Raw genomic sequence first — 23,966 nt, forward strand, 5'->3', positions numbered from 1 at the left:
CTCTGTCGATACTTTACATATCGACAGAACCGACCGCCAGCCCAATTCAGGCAGCTGGCGAAGGCTCGTATGCTTCAGCCATCGATTTCAACGACATCCACCCCAGGAGACGAAAATGGCCCGCATGAGAGCAGTCGATGCCGCAGCCGCGGTGATGCGCAAGGAAGGCGTGAGCACGGTGTTCGGCGTGCCCGGCGCCGCGATCAACCCGCTTTACTCGGCGATGAAGAAGAATGGCGGCTTCCAGCACATCCTCGGTCGCCACGTCGAGGGCGCCTCGCACATGGCCGAAGGCTACACCCGCGCCAATCCGGGCAACATCGGCGTGTGCATCGGCACCTCGGGCCCGGCCGGCACCGACATGATCACCGGGCTGTACTCGGCCTCGGCAGACTCCATCCCCATCCTGTGCATCACCGGCCAGGCGCCGCGCGCCCGCCTGTACAAGGAAGACTTCCAGGCGGTCGATATCGAGTCGATCGCCAAGCCGGTGACCAAGTGGGCCGTGACGGTGCGCGAGCCGGCGCTGGTTCCGCGCGTGTTCCAGCAGGCCTTCCACATCATGCGCTCGGGCCGTCCCGGCCCGGTGCTGATCGATCTGCCCTTCGACGTGCAGATGGCCGAGATCGAGTTCGACATCGACACCTACGAGCCACTGCCCGCCTACAAGCCCGCCGCCACTCGCGCCCAGGCCGAGAAGGCGATGGCCATGCTCAACGCCGCCGCACGCCCGCTGATCGTCGCCGGTGGCGGCGTGATCAACGCCAACGCCGCCGACAAGCTGCAGGCGTTCGCCGAGCTCACCGGCGTGCCGGTCATCCCGACCCTGATGGGCTGGGGCACGATCCCCGACGACCATCCGCTCATGGCCGGCATGGTGGGCCTGCAGACCGCACATCGCTACGGCAACGCCACCATGCTGGCGTCCGACTTCGTGTTCGGCATCGGCAACCGTTGGGCCAACCGCCACACCGGCTCGGTCGAGGTCTATACCGAGGGCCGCAAGTTCGTGCATGTGGACATCGAGCCGACCCAGATCGGTCGTGTCTTCGGGCCGGACTACGGCATCGTCTCGGACGCCGGCGCGGCACTCGACCGCCTGATCGAAGTGGCGCGCGAGATGAAGGCTGCTGGCCAGCTCCCCGACCGCAGCGCCTGGACCGCCGAATGTCAGCAGCGCAAGCGCACGATGCAGCGCAAGACGCATTTCGACAACACGCCGATGAAGCCGCAGCGCGTGTACGAGGAGATGAACCGCGTCTTCGGCCAGGACACCTGCTACGTCAGCACGATCGGCCTGTCGCAGATCGCCGCCGCGCAGTTCCTTCATGTCTACAAGCCGCGTAATTGGATCAACTGCGGCCAGGCCGGCCCACTCGGCTGGACCATCCCGGCCGCGCTCGGGGTGTGCGCAGCCGACCCGCAGCGCAAGGTTGTGGCGATCTCCGGCGACTACGACTTTCAGTTCATGATCGAGGAGCTGGCGGTCGGCGCACAGTTCAAGCTGCCCTACATCCACGTGCTGGTGAACAATGCCTACCTCGGCCTGATCCGCCAGTCGCAGCGCGGCTTCGACATGGATTACTGTGTGCAGCTCGCGTTCGAGAACATCAACGCACCGGAGACCGAAGGCTACGGCGTCGATCACGTGGGCGTGGTCGAGGGTCTGGGCTGCAAGGCGATCCGCGTGCGCACGCCGGAGGAGATCCAGCCCGCCTTCGCCAAGGCGCAGCAGTGGATGGAGACGTACCGCGTGCCGGTGGTGGTCGAGATCATCCTCGAGCGCGTCACCAACATTTCGATGGGTACCGAGATCAACGCCATCAACGAGTTCGAGGAACTCGCCGAGAAGGGCGCGGATGCGCCGACCGCGATCTCGATGCTCGACTGACCCCTGCCTCACCCCGCCCCGCCGCCGCGGGGGCGCAAGCGAACCACGGAGAACACGACATGCCCAAGTTCAACGCCAACCTGACCATGCTCTTCAACGAGGTGCCCTTTCTCGACCGCTTCGAGGCGGCCGCGGAAGCGGGCTTCAAGGGCGTGGAGTATCTTTTCCCGTATGCGTTCGACAAGGACGCGCTTGCCGAGCGCCTGGACAAGCACCGCCTGGTGCAGGTCCTGCACAACCTGCCGGCCGGCAACTGGGAAGGCGGCGAACGTGGCATCGCCTGCCATCCGGACCGGGTCGGAGAGTTCCAGGACGGCGTCGGCCGTGCGCTCGACTACGCCACCACGCTCGGCTGCAGGCAACTGAACTGTCTCGCTGGCATTGCGCCGGCCGGCGTGGATAGCGGCAAGGTGCACGAGACCTTCGTCGCCAACCTGCGTTTTGCCGCTGGCAAGCTCGCAGAGGCCGGCATCCGCCTCCTGGTCGAGCCGATCAACACCTTCGACATCCCCGGCTTCTACCTTAACCGCACGGCGCAGGCGATCGCGCTGATCGATGAAGTCGGATCAAGCAACCTGTACCTGCAGCACGACATCTATCACATGCAGCGCATGGAGGGCGAACTCGCCAACACGATCGCCAAGCACCTGCCGCGGATCGCCCACATGCAGATCGCCGACAACCCCGGCCGCAACGAGCCCGGCAGCGGCGAGATCAACTATGCCTGGCTGTTCGGCTTCATCGACCGGCTCGGCTACGACGGCTGGATCGGCTGCGAATACAAGCCCGCCGCAGGCACCCGCGAGGGGCTGGGCTGGATCCAGGCACTCGCGGGTTGAGACAGGCTCGCGCCTTGCGGCGCTCCTGCAAAGAATGACCCAGCTTCAATCACATCCAGGAAACAAGATCATGGCAAACATTGGCTTCATCGGCCTCGGCATCATGGGCACCCCCATGGCGGGCAACCTCATCAAGGGCGGCCATACCGTCTTCACCCACACCCACGGCGACACCCCCGCCGTACTCCTCGAAGCCGGCGCCCAGCCCTGCACCAACGGCGCAGAGGTCGCACGCAAGGCCGACATCATCATCACCATGGTGCCCGACACCCCGCACGTCGAGGACGCGCTGTTCAACCCGGAAGGCGTCGCGGCCGGCTTGTCGGCGGGCAAGATCGTGGTCGACATGAGCTCGATCTCACCGGTTGCCACCAAGGACTTCGCCAAGCGCATCAACGCCCTCGGCTGCGAATACCTCGACGCCCCGGTCTCCGGCGGCGAGGTCGGAGCCAAGGCAGCCAGCCTGACCATCATGGTCGGCGGCAGCGAGGCGGCATTCGACAAGGTCAGGCCGCTGTTCGAACTGATGGGCAAGAACATCACCCTGGTCGGCGGCAACGGCGACGGCCAGATCACCAAGGTCGCCAACCAGATCATCGTCGCACTCAACATCGAGGCTGTGGGCGAGGCCCTGCTGCTGGCCGCGAAGGCCGGTGCCGACCCGGCCAAGGTACGCCAGGCGCTGATGGGCGGCTTCGCCAATTCGCGCATCCTCGAAGTGCATGGCGAACGCATGGTCAAGCGCAGCTTCGACCCGGGCTTCCGCATCGAGCTGCACCAGAAAGACCTCAACCTGGCGCTCACCACCGCCCGCCAGCTCGGCGTGTCGCTGCCCAACACCGCCACCGCGCAGGAGCTGTTCAACGCCTGCAGCGCGCACGGCGGCGCGAAGTGGGACCACTCGGCGATGGTGCGCGCGCTCGAGAAGATGGCCAACTTCGAGATCGGGCAGTAAACGCTCGCCGGTCCGCCCCCAACCCCTTACAGCCCATAATCACAAAGCGCCGGCACGGATCGGCGTAACCCGGGTGGCACGTTCTCCCCGACGTGCCACCCACCCACCGAAGGAGATTCCGATGCGCCACCTCGCCATCGACGTCGGCTCGTTCCGCTTCGTCGCCCGCCTGGAAGAAGCTGCCGCGCCCAAGACCTGCGCCGCCTTCCTGGACCTGCTGCCGTTCTCGAACCAGGTGATCCACTCGCGCTGGAGCGGCGAGGCCGTATGGGTGCCGCTGGGCGAGTTCGATACTGGCCTGGGTTTCGAGAACCACACCAGCCATCCTTCGCGCGGCGACATCCTGCTCTATCCCGGCGGCTTCTCCGAGACCGAAATCCTGTTCGCGTACGGCAGCAGCTGCTTCGCCAGCAAGATGGGCCAGCTCGCGGGCAACCACTTCCTGACCGTGGTCGAGGGCATGGACCAGCTCTACGAGATGGGGCGGACGGTGCTGTGGAAGGGCGCGCAGTGGATCCGCTTCACCGACCTGGGAGAGCGCTGACGGAGCGCCTCGCCGGCATCCAGGCGCCGCCAAGGGCGCGGGCATGATCGCGCTCGACTGCAACGACCAAGAGACAACGACTATGAGATCAACCCACGCCCTCACCCTCGAGGATGCACGCTCCATCGCCACCGCGGCCGAGGCAGAGGCACGCGCCCACGGCTGGGCGGTGAGCATTGCCATCTGCGACGCCGGCGGGCATGCCCTTTGGCTTCAGCGCATGGATGGCGCGCCGCTGATGAGCGCAATGGTGGCACCCGAGAAGGCGCGCACCAGCGTGCTCAGCGGCAAGCCGAGCAAGGCCTTCGAAGAGATGGTCAATAACGGCCGCTACGCGGCGCTGGCAATGCCGGTGGTGCCGCTCGAAGGCGGCGAACCCATCCTGGTAGACGGCAGCGTGATCGGCGCAGTCGGTGTTTCCGGGGTCAAGGCCGGCGAGGACGCACAGGTCGCCCGTGCCGGCGTCGCTGCACTTGCAATCCGCACCGAGCCCGCCACCCTGGAGAAAACCGCATGAAACGCGAACGTAGTGCCCGCATCCTCGCCACGCTGGGCCCGGCCAGCGCCAGTCGCGAGCGCATCCGTGAACTGGCGCTGGCCGGCACGGACGTGTTCCGCCTGAACTTCAGCCATGGTAGCCACGAGGACCATGCCGAGCGGATGAAGCAGATCCGCGAGGTCGAGCACGAGCTCGGCCGCCCGATCGGCGTGCTGATGGATCTGCAGGGGCCAAAGCTGCGTGTCGGTCGCTTCGCCGAAGGCCGGGTGACACTCGGCCCGGGCGAACGCTTCCGGCTTGACCTCGACCCGACGGCGGGCGACGCCGTACGCGTCAACCTGCCCCACCCCGAGATCTTCGCCGCGCTCGAGACGGGTACCGAACTGCTGCTGGACGACGGCAAGCTGCGCTTGCGGGTGGACGCCTTCGGTGCCGACTTCGCCGATACCACCGTGCTGGTGGGCGGCGTCTTGTCCGATCGCAAGGGCGTCAACGTGCCCGGCGTGGTGCTTCCGATCTCGCCACTCACTGCAAAGGATCGGGCCGACCTCGACTTCGGCCTGGCGCTCGGGGTGGACTGGGTGGCACTGTCCTTCGTGCAACGCCCGGAGGACATCCGCGAGGCGCGAGAAATCATCGGCGACCAGGCCTGGATCATGGCCAAGCTGGAGAAGCCGGCCGCCATCGAGCAACTCGAGCCCATCGTCGCCCTGGCCGACGGCATCATGGTCGCGCGCGGCGACCTTGGCGTCGAGATGCCACCGCAGCAGGTGCCGGTGCTGCAAAGGCGCATCGTACGTGCGGCACGTGCCGCTGGCCGCCCGGTTGTGGTCGCGACGCAGATGCTGGAGTCGATGATCGGTGCGCCGGTACCGACCCGCGCAGAAGCCTCGGACGTGGCAACGGCGATCTATGACGGCGCCGATGCGGTGATGCTGTCGGCCGAATCCGCATCCGGCCAGTATCCGGTCGAGGCGGTATCGATCATGCACCGCATCATCTGCGAGGTGGAGCACGACCCGGCCTGGCGCAGCGGGCTGGAGGCGAGCCACACGCCAGCTGAGGCCAACACCCCGGACGCGATCTGCTGCGCGCTGCGACGCGTGGCCGGACTGCTCGAGCCCGCTGCCACGGTGGCCTACACGACGACCGGCTTCAGCAGCCTGCGCGCCAGCCGCGAGCGCCCTGCCACCCCGATCCTGGCACTGACGCCGCATGTCGGTACGGCACGACGCCTGGCTCTGGTGTGGGGCGTGCACGCGGTGCCCTTCGAGGAAGTACACGACGTCGCCGAGATGGTGGACCATGCCGCCAGCGCCGCGGTGGCGCACGACTTCGCGGCCCCCGGCGACGTGGTGGTGGTGATTGCGGGTCTGCCGTTCGGGCGTAGCGGTAGCACCAACCTGCTGCATATCGCCCGCATTCCCGACTGAGCACCGCACGCAGCATGAAAAAAGCCGCGGGTGACCGCGGCTTTTTTTTCATCAGTACTGCGAGGTAGCTTACTTCTTGCCTGCGGCCAAGCCGTTGACGATCTCCTGCTTGGCTTCCTCGACCGTGCCCCAGCCCAGGATCTTGACCCACTTGCCGGGCTCGAGGTCCTTGTAGTGCTCGAAGAAGTGCACGGTCTGCTTCATCAGCAGCTCGGGCAGATCGTCGGTGCTCTGCACCTTGTCGTACAGCGGGGTCAGCTTGGACACCGGCACGGCGACGACCTTGGCATCGACGCCGCCATCGTCTTCCATCTTCAGCACGCCGACCGGGCGACAACGGATCACGACGCCGGGCGCGAGCGGGAACGGGGTGACGACCAGCACGTCCACCGGGTCACCGTCGCCAGCGATGGTGTGCGGCACATAGCCGTAGTTGAGCGGGTAACGCATCGAGGTACCCATGAAGCGATCGACGAAGACGGCGCCGCTGTCCTTGTCCACCTCGAACTTGATCGGATCACCCTGAGCGGAGATCTCGATGATGACGTTGATGTCGTTCGGCACGTCCTTGCCGGCGCTGACCAGATCGAAACCCATACATCCCTCCCGTGGAAAAATTGTGCGCGGATTATAGGGGGAAACCACAATGTCTTGCACTGCACCACGCCCACCGGCCACGCTCAGGCCGGCGCATCGAACCCGGCATCCTCCACCGCTGCACGCATGGCGTCGACCGAAACCTGCGCTGGATCGAAGCGCACGGTCGCACTGCCCTGTTCGAGGGACACCTGCACGTCCTCGACACCGGCAATGCCCTTGAGCACACCGGTCACGTTCCTGACGCAGCCGCCGCAGCTCATGCCTTCGACCTTGATCGTCACTTCGCTCATGCAGCACTTCTCCTCATCATTGATTGACGGCCCGCCGCGCCAGGGCCTCAGGTAATGCACACCACGCCGCTCCACAGGTCGCCGCCGAGCGTGGGCGCGTGGTAGAGGCCGAACAGCCCGAAGCCAAGCACGAGCAGCCCCGAAGCGATGCGCACCTTGCGATTGCGGGTGAAGTCGCGGAAACGCTTGAACAGCATGCCGGCCAGCAGCAGGTTGGGGAGCGTCCCAAGACCGAAGGCGAGCATGAGCCCGGCGCCGCGCACACCCGAACCGGTGACGAGCGCAGTGGCCAGAATGGAGTATGTGAGTCCGCAGGGGATGAAGCCCCACAGCATGCCAAGCGGCAAGGCCTGCCTGGGCGACCGCGCTGGCAGGAAACGACGTGTCGCCGGCTGGATGCGCCGCCACAGCACATGGCCGGCGCGCTCGAACGGCGCAAGCGGGCGGGTAAAACCGGTGAGGTAAAGGCCGAGTGCAACCAGCATCAGGTTGGCCAGCACATAGAGCGTCATCTGCACCGGCAGCATGCCGTCGTACAGCATGCCGACCGAACCGATAAAGCCCACCGCGGCGCCGAGCGCGGTATAGGTGCCGATCCGCCCCAGGTTATAGGCGAGGTGCAGCGGCCACTGCGGCTTCCCGCCGGGCACCTGAACCTGCATGGTGAGGGCGCCGACGATGCCGCCACACATCGACACGCAGTGAGTGCCGCCGAGCAGGCCGATCAGGAAGACGGCCAGGTAACCTGTTTCGGGCATGGGGGAAGAGCGATCCGGTGCGGCGCGAGGCAAAAGCGCATTTTACGCCTGCACGCCCGCAACCGCATGCGACAAATCGCCCCGCCCTCGCGATCGCGTGACTCAGATCACCCTGGAGTAGCGCGCGCGCTCACGGTCTGCGCGCAGATAGCGGTCGAACACCATGGCGACACCGCGCACCAGCAGGCGACCAGCAGGCTCGACGCTGATCCAGTCGCCCTCGATCTTCACCAGCCCGGCCTTCTGCATCTCCTGCAGGTCGGCAAGTTCCTCGGCGAAATAGGAGCGGAAGTCGATCAGGTGGGCGATCTCGATCGACTGCATGGACAGCTCGAAGTGGCACATCAGCGCCTGTATGATCGAACGCCGCAACAGGTCGTCGGCGGTAAGTTCGATGCCACGCAGGACCGGCAGCTCGTCACGGTCGAGCGCATCGTAGTACTCGTCGAGCGTCTTGACGTTCTGCGCGTACACCGGACCGATCTTGCCGATTGCCGATACGCCGAAGGCAAGCAGATCGCACTCGGCCTGGGTGGAGTAGCCCTGGAAGTTGCGGTGCAGACGGCCCTGGCGCTGGGCAACGGTGAGTTCGTCATCCGGCTTGGCGAAGTGGTCCATGCCGATATAGACGTAGCCGGCCTCGGTAAGGCGACGGATGCCGAGCTGCAGCAACTGCAGCTTGGTGTCTGCAGTGGGCATGTCGCCGCTGTTGATGCGGCGCTGCGGCTTGAACAGGCCCGGCAGGTGGGCATAGCTGTAGAGAGAGATGCGATCGGGCGAGATCTCCAGCACCTGCTCGAGGGTACGGTTGAAGCTGATCACGTTCTGCTTGGGCAGACCGTAGATCAGGTCCATGCTCACGGACTTGAAGCCCGTGGCACGTGCCGCGTCGATGACGAGCTTGGTCTCGTCATAGCTCTGGATGCGGTTTACCGCCGCCTGCACATCTTCGGCGAAGTCCTGCACGCCAACGCTCATGCGGTTGAAGCCAAGCTCGGCGAGCAGTTTCACGGTGTCGAAGTCGACCTTGCGCGGGTCGACCTCGATCGAGTATTCGCCATTGGGAACAAGCGTGAAGTGTTCGCGCACCGCGGCCATGAGCTCGCGCATCTCGTCATGCGACAGGAAGGTCGGCGTTCCCCCACCGAGGTGGAGCTGCGTGACCTGGCGGCTGCCCTCCAGGCATTCCGCCTGCATCGCGATCTCCTTGGCCAGGTATTTCAGATACTTGGCCGAGCGCCCATGATCCTTGGTGATGATCTTGTTGCAGGCACAGTAATAGCAGATCGTGTTACAGAAGGGGATGTGGAAGTATAATGAGAGCGGTTTGCTGACGCCGCCGACCGCCCTTTTTGCGAGCCAGGCCTTGAGCGCATCGGCGTTGAAGGCCTCGACGAAGCGGTCCGCTGTCGGATAGGACGTGTAGCGCGGTCCGTTGATGTCGAATCGGCGGATGAGTTGCGGATCGAAGATGAGTTGGTTCTGGCTTGTCATGATCTTGCTGCGGCAGTGTGTGCCAAACAATGGCAGATCGCCGCGTTTTTTTGGTTGACGTGGGTCAACGGGCGTGATGTGTTGCCCGATCGAACCACTCCTGAGCCAGGTCTGGCGTCTTTTGTCGGGGAAGCAGGATTATCGTGCAGATGAGGGCGAGCGTGCCAATTACCGTGAACGGGCTCAAGTCTGCCTGTTCGCAGTGCAACCTGGTCGAGTTGTGCCTGCCCTTCGGGATGTCCGACAGCGAGTTGAACCGCCTGGACGAACTCGTTGGCGCGCGGCGCAAGGTCAAGCGCCAGCAAAGCCTGTATCGTGCGGGCGATCCGTTCGAGGCGATCTACGCCATCCGCGCCGGTTCGTTCAAGACCGACGTGCTGCTCGAAGACGGCCGCGATCAGGTGACCGGCTTCCAGATGACCGGAGAGATTCTCGGCCTCGACGGCATCAGTGCAGAGTCGCATACCTGCTATGCGATCGCCCTCGAGGACAGCGAGGTCTGCGTGATCGCCTATGACAAGCTCGAGCAGATGTCACACGAAGTGGAAGGCCTGCAACTGCAGTTCCACAAGGTGATGAGCCGCGAGATCGTGCGCGACCACGGCGTGATGATGCTCCTCGGTTCGATGCGCGCCGAGGAACGGCTGGCGGCGTTCCTTCTCAACATGTCGCAGCGCTTCAATGCGCGCGGCTTCTCGGCGCAGGAATTCCACCTGCGCATGACGCGCGAGGAGATCGGTTCCTACCTGGGGCTCAAGCTCGAGACGGTGTCTCGCGCTTTCTCCCGCTTCCAGGACGAAGGGCTGATCTCGGTGCAACAGAAGCACGTGCAGTTGCTCGATCCCACCGGGCTCAAGCGCCTGATCCAGCACCAGCACGGCGCGCGCTGACGCTGGCCGCCCCGCCTCGACGGCCGCCATTGTTCAGGCAAGGAAGCCTGCGGGATTCTTGGTGAAGGCGACCGACACGATCCATACGTACACGGACAGGGCGGCCGCAAAGGCGCCCGCACGCACCGGCTTGGTCGGGCCGCGCTTGAGTGCAAGCGTGCCAAGCAGCACGTATGCAACCAGGCCACCGACCTTGGCGGTCACCCAGTCGGCGGCAAACGGGTACTGCGCGATCATGACCGCCAGCGTGATCGCTGACAGCAGCAGCAGGCTGTCGATGATGTGCGGCAACACACGGGTGAGCCGGTGCGAGAGCATCGGATTGCCCGTCAGCATCCACATGCCGCGCAGCAGGAAACCCGCTGCGCTGAGCACGACGCAGACGACGTGAAGGTGTTTGATCGCGTAGTACATCCTTTTTCCTTGCAAGGGCTGGCAAGCTGCCGGTCTCGGGGCGACAGGTATTGTCGCCCGTCTCGGGTAAGATTACGAATCGTTCCGGAGCCAAAGCAATGTCCCAGCACCCCCATGTCGACATCCCTGCCCTGCTGCATCGCATCCCGCTGTTCAGTGAGTTGTCGGAGTCGGATATCCAGCGTGTGTCGCGCTACACCCGCGATCGGCATGTCGGCAGGGGCGAAGTGCTGTTCCAGCGCGGCGACCAGCCCCACGGCTTCTATTTCGTCGTATCGGGCCAGATCAAGCTGGCCTTCTCGTCGCCACAGGGCACCGAGAAGGTGGTCGAGATCGTGGGTGCGATGCAGAGCTTCGGCGAGGCGGTGATGTTCATGAACCACCCCTACCCGGTCTTTGCGGAGGCCTTGTGCGACACGGTGCTGATCCATGTCGGCCAGGCGGTCGTGACCGAACTCATCGACCAGGATTCGACCTTCGCTCACAAACTGCTGGCCGGCATGGCGATTCGTCTGCACAGCCTGATCCAGGACGTCGAAACCTACTCGCTGCGCTCGAGCATGCAGCGCGTCATCGGCTACCTGCTGCAGGTGGCGGACAGCGACACGCCATGCGAGATTGCGCTTCCCACCAGCAAGCAGGTGATCGCCTCGCGCCTCAACCTGACCCCCGAGACGCTGTCGCGAATCTTCCATGACCTCAGCGAAGCAGGCCTGATCAGCGTGCAGGGCAAGCGCATCACCCTGCACGACCCTGCACGCCTGGCACGGCACAACGCCTGAGGCCGTTGCAGCACGGTAGCCGTTCAGGGCTCGAGCACGTACTGCCCTGGCGCATCGGCAAGCGCGGGAAAAGCCTCGGTCGACACCGGGCGCGCCGCCACGAGCGCGCCGCAGCGTGGCTTGAGCCAGCGCATCCAATCTTCCCACCAGCTCCCCTCGCAACGCTTGGCGCGCTGACGCCAGGTTTCCGGCGTATCGTCGCGTGTGCTGGCTTCGACCCAGTAGTGGCGCTTGGGCGGGTCGACGACGGGATTGACGATGCCCAGGATATGCCCGGAACTCGACAATACCTGCCGCACCGGTCCGCCAACGTGATGCACCACTTTGAAGGTTTGCAGCCACGGCGCGATGTGATCGTCCTCGGCCGCAACCGCATAGAGCGGCTGCGAAACGGCCGCGAGGTCGAGCGCCTCACCGGCGACCTGCAAGGCCCCTGGCTGGATCAACTTGTTGTGCAGGTAGAGTTCGCGCAAATACCAGGCATGCATGCGGTACGGCATGCGGGTGGTATCCATGTTCCAGAACAGCACGTCGAATGGCGGCGGTGACTCTCCGTACAGCCAGCCATGCACGACGTAATGCCAGATCAGGCTGTTGGAGCGCAGCAGCCTGAACGAGGCGGCCATCTCCTTGCCGTCCAGGTAGCCCTTGCGAGCCATCTGCTCGGTCAGGTAGCGGATGCTGCTCTCATCGATGAAGACCTCGATGTCGCCTGGTTTGTGGAAGTCGACCAGCGTCGTAAACAAGGTCCAGTCGGCGACCGGCATCTCGGCCTCACCATAGCGCCGGTTCGCCCACGCCATGTACATCGCCAGTGCGGTGCCGCCAATGCAATAGCCGGCGGCATGCACTTTTGCGGCGCCCGTGAAGGCGCGCGCCTGACGGACGATCTCGTCGATGCCCTCGATCAGGTAGTCATCGAAGCCCACCTCGCTCATGCTGGCATCAGGGTTCTTCCAGCTGGTGATGAACACGTCGAGCCCCTGATCGAGCAGGAAGCGGATCATGCTCTTTCGCGGCACCAGATCGAGCACGTAGAACTTGTTGATCCAGGGCGTGATGATCACCACGGGCTCGGCACGCACGCGCTTCTGGGTCGGGGCATAGTGGATCACCTCGAGCAACCTGTTGCGGTAGATCACGGCACCAGGCGTGGTGGCGAGATTCTCGCCCACACGGAAGTCATCCGGGCTCGTCATGCGAACGTTGCCGGCCTGCAGGTCGGCGAGCCAGTTCTCGAAGCCACGCCTCAGGCTGTCGCCATTGGTCTCGATCGCGCGCCTGAGCGCAACAGGGTTGGTCCAGAAGAAGTTGGTCGGCGCAACCGCATTGAGCCATTTCCGCCACCAGAAGGCTGCGCGCCTGCGCTCCTTGTTCGACAGCCCCGGCGTCTCGTAGAGCATGTCCTGCGTATGGCGGGTGAAGGCGAGGTACCACTCCTTGATCAGGTCCCAGGTCGGGCGCTCGGTCCAGGCAGGATCCGAGAAGCGCGCATCATCGGCATTCGGGCTGATCGGATCCTCGCTCGGAATGCCGCGCATGCGATCCCACGTGTGCATCTGCAGCCGGAAAAGGTCGCGCGAGAGACTCAGCAGGTGCTCGCTCAGCTCCTGTGGATGCGCCATCCAGGCAAGCTGCGCGTGGACTATGGGCGCGGTCATGCCGAGCGGATCGACAGACCCCTCCACCTTGTCGTGCAGTCGACGCAGCAATTCATTGGCACGCCCGCGCGTCGCCCTCGGGTGCGACGATGGACGACTCCTGCGGTCCGGTGTAGTCATGTGCTTCGCTCTCCTCGCAACGATTCATCGGAGCTGGTACGGACGTCGGGCGACAGCCACCTCGACACCGCTCCAGCCTAGCTCACCCTCCACTGCCGAAGCCAGGCCGGCAGCGGCAAGCACCTCGCCATGGACGACGAAAGTCCTCGTTGGCGGCGGCGTGAAACCGCGCAGCCAGTCGAGCAAGGCCGGGCGGTCGGCATGCGCGGACAGGCCACCGATGGTGTGCACGCGCGCGCGAACGGGTACTCGCTCCCCGAACAGCGTGACTTGCCTGGCACCATCGACCAACCGGCGACCGAGCGTGCCGGCAGCCTGGAAACCGACGATCACGATCGCGCATTCCGTACGCGCCAGGTTATGACGTAGATGGTGCTTGATTCGCCCGGCGTCGCACATGCCGCTCGCCGAGATGATCACGCGCCCGCCACGCACGGCGTTCAACGCGATCGATTCCTCGACATCCTGGACGAAGCGCAAGCGAAAACGTTCGCCATTGGCCTGCACCCAGTCGTACAGCTCCCGCGTCTCGTCATCCCAGAGCTCGCGGTGGCGAACGGTGAGCTCGGTCGCCGCTGTGGCCATCGGCGAATCAACCGCAACGTCGAGCCGGCTCACCCGCCCGGAACGGACAAGATCGGCGAGCACGAACAGCATCTCCTGGGTTCGCCCCACTGCGAAGGCCGGAATGATCACGTTGCCCGTATCACGTGCGAGCGTGGTGTTGAGCACATCGGCAAGCTCCTTGTAGGTGTCACCCACCGAGCGATGAGCGCGATCACCGTAGGTCGACTCCACGCAAACGATGTCGGCGCGCGTAACCCGCACGGGATCCTGCAGGACAGGCCGCAAGGGCTGTCCCAGATCGCCCGAGACGACCATGCGGCGCCCGCTACCGACGAACTCGATCTCGATGATCGCCGAGCCCAGGATATGACCGGCATTGCGAAACCGGCAGCGTACACCAGGCGCGGGCGAAAACCAGACATCGTATTCGATCGCACGCAAGCGCCCCAGGCTCGCCCGCGCCTGCTCGACCGTATACAACGGCGCAAGCTCCCTGTACCGCTGCGTCTTCCTCGAGCGCGCATTGCGCAAGGCCCACTCGGACTCCTTCTCCTGTATGAAGGCCGAGTCCATCAACATGACGCCCAGGAGGTCTACAGTGGCAGCGGTAGCGTAGATCGGCCCCCGGTAACCCAAGGCAACGAGCCGTGGGACGAGGCCGCTATGATCTAGATGCGCATGGGTAAGGAGCGCAAACTGGATCTCGCGCAGATCGAATTCGAGCGCCTCCCGGTTCTTGCGATCGGCCTGCCTGCCACCCTGAAACAAGCCACAATCGACGATGAATGCACCGTCAGGATGATCCACCTTGAGGCAGGACCCCGTCACCTCGCCAGCGGCGCCGTAGAAAGTCAGTTGCATCGTCAACAAGCCTCCCTATGCGTACTGCTTGCAACGCCCCGCATGCACCTTACACGCACGCCACAAGAATCACGGAGCAATCCGCAGGCTGTTTGATCGCGATCAAGCGCCCTCAGCACGTGGCGCTGGCTATAATCGGATCGTGACACACAACAGGGAGTCTCCGTCATGTTCAAGCACATCCTGGTCCCGACCGATGGGTCGGCCTTGTCCGAAAGCACGGTGGCCCGCGCCGTCTCCTTCGCCAAGGACGCCGGAGCGCGCATCACCTTCTTCTACGCCCAGCCCGACTTTCCCATGCCCATTTATGGCGAAGGCGCACTGATCGACCCCACAACGCCGGAACAGTTCGCAAAATCGGCCGCGTCCGAGGCAAACGCCATCCTGGCCAAGGCCAAGGCCAGCGCAGATGAGGCTGGCGTGGCGTCGGACACGGACACTGCCGTCAACGAAGTCCCCTACGAGGCAATCATCGATGCAGCCGATCGCCATGGCTGCGACTTGATCTTCATGGCCTCCCATGGCCGGCGTGGCATCGCAGGTCTGCTTCTGGGCAGCGAAACACAGAAGGTGCTCACCCACAGCAAGACGCCCGTCCTGGTCTATCGCTGAAAGGGACAGGAACCCGCGCTTATGCAAAACGGCCCTCACGGGCCGTTTTTTTGTTTACCGGTGTGCTGATCAGCGCCCGGCGCTCGCCCTGCGTTCGTCTTCGGCCATGTGCCGACGCGCGAAGCGATACAGATAGATCGCCATCACGACTACGAACAGGATGGTGAACAGACTCAGCAAGCCGATATCACTGGTGAACAACAACTCCCAGGCCATGACATACCTCCTTAGCAGAAAAATCAGGCATTCGGATCAATGGTGATCTCCATCTCTGCAGGGAGGAACGCGGCCCCGTTCATGCGCCAGCTGCGGGACTCATCTTCTATCAGGAACAACCAGCGCCCGGTACCAAGGGGCGCAATCGCACTTTCATACAACCCTTCGCCCTTGCGGGTGAGAACCAACTCCTGGTCCAGACCACCCCGTGTGGGGTGCGAGATCGTGAGCCGGATCCGCTCTGGCACATCGACCGCGTTGGTCGCGCCCAGCTCGATCCTGATCTCCTGACTACGAATCCGGAGGTCGGCCTTCAGACCAAGGTCGCGGGCGTGCTCGGCCCTGCCCATGGTCTGAACGATCGCCCGGCCTTCCTTGTAGTAGTCGTCAACAACCATGCCATCGAAAGTCTTCACGGCAATGACGAAGGTTGCGATGCCGGCAATCACTGCAATTGCCGGAAACGTGATCAGAAACCAGGGCCAGCCCTGCCGATACCACGGCGGAGGGGGGGACTTGTCGGACGCAGCAGTACTCATGTCACCTCGGGATCAGGAAAGTGGTTTCTTCATTCACGCTCAGCGCCGGGTTGTCCTCGGCCGTGATGCGGAAAGCAATCGTGTTGGCACCGGGAGCACCCGCGTCGTAGGGCACCAGGACCTGAAGCGTCACCGCCTGGGTAGACGCCGCCGGCACCTCGACGCGCTCGACACCACCGATACGCACCCCGGGCATGCCGGACACCGCGAGCTGGAACGCGCGCGGCGCCTCGGTCATGTTCATGACCTGAAGCTGGTAGACGTTCTCGATGAAGCCGCCTTCGATCTCACGACCAAGCGACGAGCGGTCACGAATGATGTCGACACGCAGAGGATCGCGCGCCGCGAGCCCCCAGACGAAGGCAAGAGAGACCAGTACCAGCACGGCGCCATAGATCAATGTCCGCGGCCGCAGTACATGCAGCAGTATCTCCTTGCGCCCCCAATGCTTTTTGAGCGCGTTCTCCGTGGAGTAGCGGATCAGGCCACGGGGATAGTTCATCTTGTCCATGACCTGGTCGCAGGCATCGATACAGGCTGCGCAGCCGATGCATTCGTACTGGAGACCATCGCGGATGTCGATACCGGTCGGACAAACCTGAACGCATATGCCGCAATCGATACAGTCCCCTTTGCCGACGCTGCGCGGGTCGATGTTCTTCTTGCGCGTCCCGCGCGGCTCGCCACGCTCCTCGTCATAGGTAATGACGAGCGTATCCGGGTCGAACATGACGGCCTGGAAACGCGCGTAAGGGCACATGTACTTGCAGACCTGCTCACGCAACACCCCGGCGAAGAGGTAGGTGAAGCCTGAGTAGAAGAGGATCCAGAACAGCTCCCAAGGGCCGAAGCCAAGCGTAAGCAGGGAGGCGAGGAGCTCGTCGAGCGGCGAGAAGTAGGCGACGAAGGTAAAGCCGGTCCACAGCGCGACGAGCCCCCAGGCCGCAAACTTGCTGCCACGACGCACGGCCTTGCCGACGCTCATGGGAGCCTGGTCGAGCTTCTGCCGCCTGACATGATCACCCTCGATCTTCTGCTCGATCCACATGAAGATCTCGGTGTAGACCGTCTGCGGACAGGCGTAGCCGCACCAGAGTCGTCCGGCCACCGCAGTGAAGAAGAACAGCGCGTATGCGGAGATGATCAGCAGGATGGCGAGGAAGAAGACATCCTGCGGCCAGAACACCCAGCCGAAGATGTAGAACTTGCGCTCGGTGAGGTGAAACAGCACGGCCTGCCGATCGTTCCAGCTGAGCCAGGGCAGTCCGTAGAAAACGAGTTGGGTGAACCACACCAGGGCCCAGCGCCAATTGGCGAACAGGCCGGTGACTGCGCGCACGTATAGCTTCTTGCGTGCGGCGTAAAGCGTATCGAAACTGGCGTCGGAGTTGGCTTGCGCCGGCTTGCGGGGTTCTGGGGTCGTGCTGCTCATGGCCTAGTGTACCGATGAAGTGTTGTTATTGTTGTTATGGTAACCCCGGGGGAACCCCCATTCCCCCGGAGATGGAACTGCAGACTGCGGTGCGACTGTTACTTCTTGCTCAGGCTCAGTACGTAAGCGGTCAGGATGTGGACCTTGTCCTCGCCGAGGAACTCACCGAAGCCCGGCATACGGTTGTTACGGCCGTGCGTGATGGTCTCGATGATGACGGCCTCGGACGAACCGTAGAGCCAGATGTTGTCGGTCAGATTGGGCGCGCCAAGCATCGGGTTGCCCTTTGCATCGGCACCGTGGCAGGCCACGCAGTTGGTCTCGAAACCTTCCTTGCCGCGCTGCGCCCGCAGGGAGTCATGCGCCAGGCCGTTCAGCGAACGAACATAGTTGGCGACATCCTTCGCTCCCTCTGCACCAAGCGCCGGCCCGAACGGGGGCATGATGCCGTTGCGGCCGTTGGTGATCGTCTCGCGGATGTTGTCCGGCTCGCCGCCCCACAGCCAGGCGCTGTCGGTAAGGTTCGGGAAGCTCTTCGCACCCTGGGCAGCCGAACCGTGACACTGCGCGCAGTAGGTCAGGAACATGCGTTGCCCCATGGCGCGGGCGTCGGGATCCGCGGCCACGGCCATGACGTCCATGTCGCGATACTTGGCAAAGACGGGGCCGAAGCGCTCTTCCGCGGCCTGCATCTCGGCGTCGTACTGCGCCCACTGCCCACGGTGCTGGTTGACGTTGCCGAAGCCCGGGTAGATCGCCAGATAAACCACACCGAACACGATCGTGATCCAGAACAGGTACATCCACCAGCGCGGCAGCGGGTTGTTGTACTCGGCGAGCGTCTCGTCCCACACGTGGCCGTGAAGCTCGACCGGCCCCTTTTCGCGCTTGGTCATGTTCGACACCAGCACGAACACACAGAACAGGATGGAGAGGGCCACGAGGACCATCACATACATGTTCCAGAAACCGCTGATAAAGTCAGCCATTTGCTTTTCCCTCTTGGTCTTGCCGCCCCCCCTGGGCCGGCAGGTCGTCGTCGCTCAGGGGCAGGCGCGCCGCCTCGTCGAAGCCGGCCTTGGCGTGCTTGCTGTACGCCCAGGCGCAGATGCCGAGGAAGCACAGGAACCCAAGCACCGTGATCAGGCTTCTGAAGTCATTTATATCCATGGCGCGCCCAGCTCCTTACCTGAAGTTCGAAATCGCGGTGCCGAGCCCTTGCAGGTAGGCCACGATCGCATCGAGTTCGGTCTTGCCCTCGAGCGCTGCAGGCGCCGCGGCGATTTCCTCCTCGCTGTACTTGTGCAGGCCGACCTTGTTGAGCGCACGCATCTTCGCCTGGATGTCGTCCGCCTTGACAGGACGATCCAGCCACGGGAAGGCCGGCATGTTCGACTCAGGCACGACATCACGCGGGTTGATCAGGTGGACACGCTGCCACTCATCGGAGTAACGACCACCAACTCGGGCCAGGTCCGGACCGGTGCGCTTGGAACCCCACTGGAACGGGTGGTCGTAGATGAACTCACCCGCCACCGAGTAGTGGCCATAACGCTCGGTTTCGGCGCGGAACGGACGGATCATCTGCGAATGGCAGTTGTAGCAGCCCTCGCGCACGTAGATGTCACGGCCGACCAGGCGCACCGGATCATAGGGTTTGACGTCGAGCGCATTGCCCTTGTGGTCGATTGCAGTGGTGGTCGAGTGCTGGAAGAACAGCGGCACGATCTCCACCAGACCACCCACGCTGACGGTGAGCAGCGTGAGGACGATCATCAGGAATACGTTGCGTTCGACTTTTTCGTGTTTCGATTGAGCCATGTTGTTGTTCTCCGATCAGGCGTGGGCAGCCGCAGGCGCAAGCACCGGGGCGTCATAGGCCTTCTGGCCGGCGATGGTCTTCACCATGTTGTAGAACATGATGAACATGCCGCCGAGGAAGAGCGCGCCGCCGATGAAACGGATGGTCCAGAACGGGTAGCTGGCCTTGACGCTCTCGACGAAGGAGTAGGTCAGGGTGCCATCCGGGTTGGTCGCACGCCACATGAGGCCCTGCATCACACCGGAAATCCACATCGAGGCGATGTAGAGCACGATGCCGATGGTCGCGATCCAGAAGTGAGCGTTGATCAGCTTGACGCTGTACATCTCGCTCCGGCCATACAGGCGGGGCAGCAGGAAGTACACCGCACCGATCGAGATCATCGCCACCCAGCCGAGCGCACCGGAGTGCACGTGACCAACCGTCCAGTCGGTGTAGTGCGACAGCGCATTGACCGTCTTGATCGACATCATCGGGCCTTCGAAGGTCGACATGCCGTAGAACGAGAGCGAGGTGATCAGGAACTTGAGGATCGGGTCGGTGCGCAGCTTGTGCCAGGCGCCGGACAGGGTCAGAACCCCGTTGATCATGCCACCCCAGGACGGCGCAAGCAGGATCAGCGAGAAGACCATGCCCACCGACTGGGTCCAGTCAGGCAGCGCGGTGTAGTGCAGGTGGTGCGGGCCAGCCCACATGTAGGTGAAGATGAGCGCCCAGAAGTGCACCACCGACAGACGATAGGAATACACCGGACGATCGGCCTGCTTCGGCACGAAGTAGTACATCATGCCCAGGAAGCCCGCGGTCAGGAAGAAACCCACCGCGTTGTGGCCATACCACCACTGGATCATTGCGTCCTGCACGCCGGCGTAGGCGGAGTAGGACTTCATGCTGAACAGCGACACCGGGATGGCGGCACTATTGACGATGTGCAGCAGCGCCACGGTGAGGATGAAAGCACCAAAGAACCAGTTGGCGACGTAGATGTGCGAAATCTTGCGCTTGACGATGGTACCGAAGAACACCACCGCATAAGAGACCCACACGACAGCGATCAGGATGTCGATCGGCCACTCCAGCTCGGCGTATTCCTTGGAGGTCGTGTAGCCCAGCGGCAGCGTGATCGCCGCGAGCACGATGACCAGTTGCCAGCCCCAGAAGGTGAAGGCCGCCAGCTTCGGCGCGAACAACGTAGCGTGGCAGGTACGCTGGACCACGTAGTAGGAGGTGGCGAAAAGTGCACAGCCGCCAAACGCGAAAATCACGGCGTTGGTGTGCAGCGGGCGCAACCTGCCGAAGTGCAGGAATTCGTGAACGTTCAGTTCGGGCCACACGAGCTGTGCTGCGGCGATGACACCGACCAGCATGCCCACGATGCCCCACACCACCGTCATGATGGCGAACTGACGCACGACTTTATAGTTATAAGTCGCTTGCGATTGCATGTGAGTCACCTCTTTGTTTTGAAAGCTTTGCGAGCACGACGCGCGACGACTGCGGCGCACTTCCTGAAGACCGGCCGAGAATACGCGTTGGCGTAAATCCCAATTTGACACAGATCAACATTGTATTGCAGCCGAGGGGGGCGAGGAAGCAAAAATTGGACGAAATCCAGATCCATGCGCCCTATCAGGCAAGGCCCTCGTCACAAGGCTGAAGGCGCAGTCAGACGGGCGTTTGCGGGCAAGCGCCGCACGCAACAGGAGCGCCGTCGCCGGCATATCGGACCGACCGCAGCAACCACGGGCCGCATACCCAAAACGCCGAAATCGAGAATGACAGACGAAAAAAAAGGGTGCGTATCAACGCACCCCCAACCCCAACAGAGAGACATAAAAACACTCGTTGCCCACCGTCTTCCAAGCCCGATCGACAACCACGGCACAATTATCGCCACGCCGCCAAAGCGCGTGTTGACCTAGGTCAACCTGTCCGCATCTGCACCACCCCTGGAGCAAGCGCCGAAGCGACATGTCAGCGCTCCCCCTCGTCACGCCCCGCGGTCCGCTTCGCGTCACCCCCCTCCCGCTCCCGGGCGTCCGGAGCCGGCTCGTCACGGTCGTCCATCAGCAGCCGATAGGCTGGCCCCTCCATGTCGTCGTACTGACCACTGCGCAGCGACCACCAGAAGATCACACCGATCACGAACACCAGCAGCACCGATAGCGGGATCAACAGGTACAGGCTCTCCATGCCAGCTCTCCTATGCAAGCCTCAGGCTCGGCCCCGCGGCACGCGCTGCAGGCGCAGCGCATTGAGAACGACGAGCAGCGAACTCGCCGCCATGCCGACCCCTGCCATCCAGGGCGTCACCAGCCCGGCCATTGCGAGCGGGACGGAGGTGAAGTTGTATGTAAACGACCACCAGAGGTTCTGGCGAATGATCTTCAAGGTCTTGCGCGACAGGTCGATACCCCGTCCGAGGCTGGCAAGATTCTCGTTGAGAAGCACGATGTCAGCCTGATTGCGGGCCAGATCCGTCCCCCCACCCATGGCGACCGACACGTGGGCCTGCGCAAGCACGGGGGCGTCATTCACGCCGTCGCCCACCATCGCGACGACGGCCCGAGCATCCTCCTGCAAGACGGCGATTACCTGCTGCTTGCCCTGCGGGCTCATGCCACCGCGGGCATCCTGCACACCCAGCGCCCCAGCCACGGATTCCACCACTGGCTGGGCATCACCCGACAGCACACTCGTCGGGATCTGCTCGCCGGCGAGACGGCGCATCAGCATCCCCGCCTCCTCACGGACGCTGTCTGCCAGCCTGAACAAGCCCAGCCAGCCCGACCGCGATGCCAGCGCAATCACGGTTCCACCCTCGGACGCAAAGCCCTCGAGTGCCGATGGCATCGCAAGCCCCGTCGCGCCCGAAACATACTCGGGACGACCGATAAACACGGTCTGGCCGTCGATGAGCCCGTGCATGCCTTGCCCGGTCTCGGCTTCGACTTCGCTTGCCAGCGGCAACTCGAGCCCGGCGGCAGCCTCACGCAGACCGGTCGCCACCGGATGCTCGGAACCCTGCTCGATCGCCGCAGCCATCGCCAGCACGGCAGCCTCGTCCGCGGCACCGAGGGGCAACACGCGCTCCAGGCTCATGCGCCCATGGGTCAGCGTTCCGGTCTTGTCAAACACGAACCGATTGGCATTGGCCAGGGTCTCGATCGCATGCCCGCGCGTGACCAGCACCCCCATTCGAGCGAGGGCATCGGTGGCTACGGTGAGCGCGGTCGGTGTCGCCAGCGACAAGGCGCACGGACATGCCACCACCAGAACGGAGACGAACACCCACAACGCGCGCTCGGAATCGATGAAGTACCAGCCGACACCGGTGATGCCCGCCAGCACGAGCAAGGTGACGATGAAATAGCCGGCCACCTTGTCGGACTGCGTGGCAAGCTTGGGCTTCTCGCTCGCGGCCCGCTCCATCAACTGACGGATGGCCGCCAGGCGCGTCGCGTCACCCACTTGCTCCACCCGCAGCACCAAGGGTGAGGACACATTGATGCTGCCACCCGTGAGCCGCGCGCCAACGCGCTTGGCAACGGGCAAGCTCTCGCCGGTGAGCAAGGCCTCGTTGACCTCGCCAACCCCCTCCACCACGACACCGTCGGCGGGCACGACTTCGCCCGGCCGCACGCGCACGATGTCACCCGGCGCGAGCTGCGCTGTCGGCACGCGCTCGCTGGCTGCGGACTGCGGCCAACCGGCCAGCCGCTCGGCAAAGGATGGCAGCACCTTACCGAGCTCCTCCACACCGCGCACCGCCTTCTGCCTTGCCAACATCTCCAGGTAACGCCCACCCAGAAGGAAGAAGACGAACATGGTGACCGAGTCGTAATACACCTCGGGACCATCAGTGAGCGTGGCCCACAGGCTGGCAAGAAATGCACTGCCCACACCCAGCGCGACCGGCACGTCCATGCCCAGGCGGCGCAGACGTATGTCACGCCAGGCGCGCTGGAAGAATGGCGCGGCCGAATAGAGCACGACCGGCAGGGTGAGCAGGAGGCTGGCCCAGCGCAACAGCAGCTCGATGTCCCAGGTCATCTCGCCCTCGCCCGCCACATAGACGGGGAAGGCGTACATCATGACCTGCATCATGCCGAAGCCGGCCACGAAGACCCGCCACAGCATCGAGCGCCGCTCCTTGTTGGCGATCTGCTCCGAACGTTCGGCGTCGTAAGGGTAGGCGCGATAACCGATGGCCTGGATTGCGGCAAGGATGTCGGACAGCCTGATGCGCTGCTCGTCCCAGCGCACGCGCGCGCGCCGCGTGGCGTAGTTGATCTCGATGGCTGACACCCCGGGCAGGCGGGCGACATGATTTTCGTTCAGCCATACACAGGCCGCACATGTGATGCCCTCGAGGATCAGGGCTGCCTCACGCTCGTGCTCACCCACCGGGCGTACGAAACTCTTCTGGAAATCGGGGTGATCGAACAGGCCGAGCTCCTGCAGCTCGACCGGCATCGCCTCGCGTCGCGACTCGGGCATCGCATCGCGGTGGCGGTAGTAATCTACAAGTCCGTTATCGACGATCGACTGCGCCACCGCCTCGCAGCCGACGCAACACATGCGCCGCGATCGCCCCTCGATCCTGACGTAATGCTGCGTCTCGGCCGGAATCGGCAGGCCACAGTGATAGCAATCGACATCGGGTGCGGCGGCGTCCGCGGCGGGCAGTTCTGCAGAGGTCATCGGCGGCGATACAAAGCCGCCCCGGCGGGAAGCGCCAGCAGGG

The 23,966-nt window shown here is 63.9% G+C and carries 25 protein-coding genes; 9 read left to right on the forward strand and 16 right to left on the reverse strand.

The window, feature by feature from the left end; translation table 11 throughout:
- Nucleotides 1-115 precede the first annotated feature (115 nt).
- The 6 genes from gcl to pyk all read left to right on the forward strand — a co-directional run bounded on the left by gcl (nt 116) and on the right by pyk (nt 6,161).
- Nucleotides 116-1,891 (forward strand): glyoxylate carboligase, encoded by a 1,776-nt coding sequence (gene gcl, locus B447_RS07040; RefSeq protein ID WP_002924363.1) that lies wholly within the window; start codon nt 116-118, stop codon nt 1,889-1,891.
- A 59-nt stretch (nt 1,892-1,950) separates the two neighbouring features.
- Nucleotides 1,951-2,730: a hydroxypyruvate isomerase gene (gene hyi / locus B447_RS07045; protein WP_002924366.1), complete on the forward strand. Its 780-nt coding sequence runs from the start codon at nt 1,951-1,953 to the stop codon at nt 2,728-2,730.
- Nucleotides 2,731-2,800: 70 nt separating this feature from the next.
- The gene (locus B447_RS07050) at nt 2,801-3,685 is read left to right on the forward strand and encodes a 2-hydroxy-3-oxopropionate reductase (protein WP_002938164.1); all 885 of its coding nucleotides are present in this window, start codon (nt 2,801-2,803) and stop codon (nt 3,683-3,685) included.
- 121 nt (nt 3,686-3,806) lie between these two features.
- Entirely contained in the window at nt 3,807-4,229 is a 423-nt protein-coding gene (locus B447_RS07055; RefSeq protein WP_002924371.1) for a DUF3830 family protein, read from the forward strand.
- A gap of 82 nt (nt 4,230-4,311) precedes the next feature.
- Nucleotides 4,312-4,746 carry a GlcG/HbpS family heme-binding protein gene (locus B447_RS07060; protein ID WP_002924373.1) on the forward strand — a complete coding sequence of 145 codons (435 nt, stop codon included), beginning with the start codon at nt 4,312-4,314 and terminating at the stop codon, nt 4,744-4,746.
- On the forward strand, nt 4,743-6,161 hold the full coding sequence (gene pyk / locus B447_RS07065; RefSeq protein ID WP_002938167.1) for a pyruvate kinase: 1,419 nt from the start codon (nt 4,743-4,745) through the stop codon (nt 6,159-6,161). Before B447_RS07060 ends, pyk begins: the two co-directional genes overlap by 4 nt.
- A 69-nt stretch (nt 6,162-6,230) precedes the next feature.
- On the opposite strand, the gene ppa is transcribed toward pyk, so the two are convergent.
- From ppa to hemN, 4 genes are all read right to left on the reverse strand, one after another.
- Nucleotides 6,231-6,758 carry an inorganic diphosphatase gene (ppa, locus tag B447_RS07070; RefSeq protein WP_002924376.1) on the reverse strand — a complete coding sequence of 176 codons (528 nt, stop codon included), beginning with the start codon at nt 6,756-6,758 and terminating at the stop codon, nt 6,231-6,233.
- Nucleotides 6,759-6,841: 83 nt separating this feature from the next.
- On the reverse strand, nt 6,842-7,051 hold the full coding sequence (locus tag B447_RS07075) for a heavy-metal-associated domain-containing protein (protein ID WP_002924377.1): 210 nt from the start codon (nt 7,049-7,051) through the stop codon (nt 6,842-6,844).
- Nucleotides 7,052-7,098: 47 nt separating this feature from the next.
- Nucleotides 7,099-7,809 carry a sulfite exporter TauE/SafE family protein gene (locus B447_RS07080; protein ID WP_002924378.1) on the reverse strand — a complete coding sequence of 237 codons (711 nt, stop codon included), beginning with the start codon at nt 7,807-7,809 and terminating at the stop codon, nt 7,099-7,101.
- 102 nt (nt 7,810-7,911) lie between these two features.
- Entirely contained in the window at nt 7,912-9,303 is a 1,392-nt protein-coding gene (gene hemN / locus B447_RS07085) for an oxygen-independent coproporphyrinogen III oxidase (RefSeq protein WP_002938169.1), read from the reverse strand.
- 149 nt (nt 9,304-9,452) lie between these two features.
- Here hemN and fnr point away from each other — a divergent pair, with 149 nt between their 5' ends.
- A complete protein-coding gene (gene fnr, locus B447_RS07090; RefSeq protein WP_002938174.1) occupies nt 9,453-10,193 on the forward strand; it encodes a fumarate/nitrate reduction transcriptional regulator Fnr in 741 nt (246 codons plus the stop codon).
- 33 nt (nt 10,194-10,226) lie between these two features.
- On the opposite strand, the gene B447_RS07095 is transcribed toward fnr, so the two are convergent.
- A complete protein-coding gene (locus B447_RS07095; RefSeq protein ID WP_002938178.1) occupies nt 10,227-10,607 on the reverse strand; it encodes a SirB2 family protein in 381 nt (126 codons plus the stop codon).
- 98 nt (nt 10,608-10,705) lie between these two features.
- Between B447_RS07095 and B447_RS07100 the strand changes: the two genes are divergently transcribed.
- A complete protein-coding gene (locus B447_RS07100; RefSeq protein ID WP_002924384.1) occupies nt 10,706-11,389 on the forward strand; it encodes a Crp/Fnr family transcriptional regulator in 684 nt (227 codons plus the stop codon).
- Between the two features lie 23 nt (nt 11,390-11,412).
- Here the strand turns inward: B447_RS07100 and B447_RS07105 are convergent, their stop codons facing one another.
- Together B447_RS07105 and B447_RS07110 are read right to left on the reverse strand one after the other, a co-directional pair.
- Nucleotides 11,413-13,050 carry a PHA/PHB synthase family protein gene (locus tag B447_RS07105; RefSeq protein ID WP_232431577.1) on the reverse strand — a complete coding sequence of 546 codons (1,638 nt, stop codon included), beginning with the start codon at nt 13,048-13,050 and terminating at the stop codon, nt 11,413-11,415.
- A gap of 144 nt (nt 13,051-13,194) precedes the next feature.
- A complete protein-coding gene (locus B447_RS07110; protein WP_002938181.1) occupies nt 13,195-14,598 on the reverse strand; it encodes an MBL fold metallo-hydrolase RNA specificity domain-containing protein in 1,404 nt (467 codons plus the stop codon).
- Nucleotides 14,599-14,766: 168 nt separating this feature from the next.
- Here B447_RS07110 and B447_RS07115 point away from each other — a divergent pair, with 168 nt between their 5' ends.
- A complete protein-coding gene (locus B447_RS07115; protein ID WP_002938183.1) occupies nt 14,767-15,210 on the forward strand; it encodes a universal stress protein in 444 nt (147 codons plus the stop codon).
- Nucleotides 15,211-15,279: 69 nt separating this feature from the next.
- Here B447_RS07115 and B447_RS22125 read toward each other — a convergent pair whose 3' ends face one another.
- From B447_RS22125 to B447_RS07155, 9 genes are all read right to left on the reverse strand, one after another.
- The gene (locus B447_RS22125; RefSeq protein ID WP_002924391.1) at nt 15,280-15,426 is read right to left on the reverse strand and encodes a DUF3149 domain-containing protein; all 147 of its coding nucleotides are present in this window, start codon (nt 15,424-15,426) and stop codon (nt 15,280-15,282) included.
- Between the two features lie 23 nt (nt 15,427-15,449).
- The gene (locus B447_RS07120; protein ID WP_002924395.1) at nt 15,450-15,965 is read right to left on the reverse strand and encodes a FixH family protein; all 516 of its coding nucleotides are present in this window, start codon (nt 15,963-15,965) and stop codon (nt 15,450-15,452) included.
- Nucleotide 15,966: 1 nt separating this feature from the next.
- Nucleotides 15,967-17,397, reverse strand: a complete 1,431-nt coding sequence (ccoG, locus tag B447_RS07125; RefSeq protein WP_002938185.1) for a cytochrome c oxidase accessory protein CcoG — start codon at nt 17,395-17,397, stop codon at nt 15,967-15,969.
- 98 nt (nt 17,398-17,495) lie between these two features.
- Nucleotides 17,496-18,386 carry a cytochrome-c oxidase, cbb3-type subunit III gene (ccoP, locus tag B447_RS07130; protein ID WP_002924397.1) on the reverse strand — a complete coding sequence of 297 codons (891 nt, stop codon included), beginning with the start codon at nt 18,384-18,386 and terminating at the stop codon, nt 17,496-17,498.
- The gene (locus B447_RS07135) at nt 18,379-18,567 is read right to left on the reverse strand and encodes a CcoQ/FixQ family Cbb3-type cytochrome c oxidase assembly chaperone (protein ID WP_002924399.1); all 189 of its coding nucleotides are present in this window, start codon (nt 18,565-18,567) and stop codon (nt 18,379-18,381) included. The genes ccoP and B447_RS07135 overlap by 8 nt, the downstream gene beginning before the upstream one ends.
- Nucleotides 18,568-18,582: 15 nt before the next feature.
- Nucleotides 18,583-19,218 (reverse strand): cytochrome-c oxidase, cbb3-type subunit II, encoded by a 636-nt coding sequence (gene ccoO, locus B447_RS07140; RefSeq protein ID WP_002924405.1) that lies wholly within the window; start codon nt 19,216-19,218, stop codon nt 18,583-18,585.
- Between the two features lie 15 nt (nt 19,219-19,233).
- Nucleotides 19,234-20,664, reverse strand: a complete 1,431-nt coding sequence (gene ccoN, locus B447_RS07145; protein WP_002924407.1) for a cytochrome-c oxidase, cbb3-type subunit I — start codon at nt 20,662-20,664, stop codon at nt 19,234-19,236.
- A gap of 529 nt (nt 20,665-21,193) precedes the next feature.
- Complete coding sequence (gene ccoS / locus B447_RS07150; protein ID WP_002924408.1) at nt 21,194-21,412, reverse strand: cbb3-type cytochrome oxidase assembly protein CcoS; 219 nt, start codon at nt 21,410-21,412, stop codon at nt 21,194-21,196.
- Between the two features lie 21 nt (nt 21,413-21,433).
- Nucleotides 21,434-23,923 (reverse strand): heavy metal translocating P-type ATPase, encoded by a 2,490-nt coding sequence (locus tag B447_RS07155; RefSeq protein ID WP_002938189.1) that lies wholly within the window; start codon nt 23,921-23,923, stop codon nt 21,434-21,436.
- Between the last annotated feature and the right edge of the window lie 43 nt (nt 23,924-23,966).

This window comes from Thauera sp. 27 (genome assembly GCF_000310125.2).
GTDB lineage: Bacteria > Pseudomonadota > Gammaproteobacteria > Burkholderiales > Rhodocyclaceae > Thauera > Thauera mechernichensis.

Excerpts from the sequence above, each read along its gene's own strand:
- gcl (WP_002924363.1), top strand. The coding sequence starts at position 116 with ATGGCCCGCATGAGAGCAGTCGATGCCGCAGCCGCGGTGATGCGCAAG.
- hyi (WP_002924366.1), top strand. The coding sequence starts at position 1,951 with ATGCCCAAGTTCAACGCCAACCTGACCATGCTCTTCAACGAGGTGCCC.
- B447_RS07050 (WP_002938164.1), top strand. The coding sequence starts at position 2,801 with ATGGCAAACATTGGCTTCATCGGCCTCGGCATCATGGGCACCCCCATG.
- B447_RS07055 (WP_002924371.1), top strand. The coding sequence starts at position 3,807 with ATGCGCCACCTCGCCATCGACGTCGGCTCGTTCCGCTTCGTCGCCCGC.
- B447_RS07060 (WP_002924373.1), top strand. The coding sequence starts at position 4,312 with ATGAGATCAACCCACGCCCTCACCCTCGAGGATGCACGCTCCATCGCC.
- pyk (WP_002938167.1), top strand. The coding sequence starts at position 4,743 with ATGAAACGCGAACGTAGTGCCCGCATCCTCGCCACGCTGGGCCCGGCC.
- ppa (WP_002924376.1), bottom strand. The coding sequence starts at position 6,758 with ATGGGTTTCGATCTGGTCAGCGCCGGCAAGGACGTGCCGAACGACATC.
- B447_RS07075 (WP_002924377.1), bottom strand. The coding sequence starts at position 7,051 with ATGAGCGAAGTGACGATCAAGGTCGAAGGCATGAGCTGCGGCGGCTGC.
- B447_RS07080 (WP_002924378.1), bottom strand. The coding sequence starts at position 7,809 with ATGCCCGAAACAGGTTACCTGGCCGTCTTCCTGATCGGCCTGCTCGGC.
- hemN (WP_002938169.1), bottom strand. The coding sequence starts at position 9,303 with ATGACAAGCCAGAACCAACTCATCTTCGATCCGCAACTCATCCGCCGA.
- fnr (WP_002938174.1), top strand. The coding sequence starts at position 9,453 with ATGAGGGCGAGCGTGCCAATTACCGTGAACGGGCTCAAGTCTGCCTGT.
- B447_RS07095 (WP_002938178.1), bottom strand. The coding sequence starts at position 10,607 with ATGTACTACGCGATCAAACACCTTCACGTCGTCTGCGTCGTGCTCAGC.
- B447_RS07100 (WP_002924384.1), top strand. The coding sequence starts at position 10,706 with ATGTCCCAGCACCCCCATGTCGACATCCCTGCCCTGCTGCATCGCATC.
- B447_RS07105 (WP_232431577.1), bottom strand. The coding sequence starts at position 13,050 with ATGACCGCGCCCATAGTCCACGCGCAGCTTGCCTGGATGGCGCATCCA.
- B447_RS07110 (WP_002938181.1), bottom strand. The coding sequence starts at position 14,598 with ATGCAACTGACTTTCTACGGCGCCGCTGGCGAGGTGACGGGGTCCTGC.
- B447_RS07115 (WP_002938183.1), top strand. The coding sequence starts at position 14,767 with ATGTTCAAGCACATCCTGGTCCCGACCGATGGGTCGGCCTTGTCCGAA.
- B447_RS22125 (WP_002924391.1), bottom strand. The coding sequence starts at position 15,426 with ATGGCCTGGGAGTTGTTGTTCACCAGTGATATCGGCTTGCTGAGTCTG.
- B447_RS07120 (WP_002924395.1), bottom strand. The coding sequence starts at position 15,965 with ATGAGTACTGCTGCGTCCGACAAGTCCCCCCCTCCGCCGTGGTATCGG.
- ccoG (WP_002938185.1), bottom strand. The coding sequence starts at position 17,397 with ATGAGCAGCACGACCCCAGAACCCCGCAAGCCGGCGCAAGCCAACTCC.
- ccoP (WP_002924397.1), bottom strand. The coding sequence starts at position 18,386 with ATGGCTGACTTTATCAGCGGTTTCTGGAACATGTATGTGATGGTCCTC.
- B447_RS07135 (WP_002924399.1), bottom strand. The coding sequence starts at position 18,567 with ATGGATATAAATGACTTCAGAAGCCTGATCACGGTGCTTGGGTTCCTG.
- ccoO (WP_002924405.1), bottom strand. The coding sequence starts at position 19,218 with ATGGCTCAATCGAAACACGAAAAAGTCGAACGCAACGTATTCCTGATG.
- ccoN (WP_002924407.1), bottom strand. The coding sequence starts at position 20,664 with ATGCAATCGCAAGCGACTTATAACTATAAAGTCGTGCGTCAGTTCGCC.
- ccoS (WP_002924408.1), bottom strand. The coding sequence starts at position 21,412 with ATGGAGAGCCTGTACCTGTTGATCCCGCTATCGGTGCTGCTGGTGTTC.
- B447_RS07155 (WP_002938189.1), bottom strand. The coding sequence starts at position 23,923 with ATGACCTCTGCAGAACTGCCCGCCGCGGACGCCGCCGCACCCGATGTC.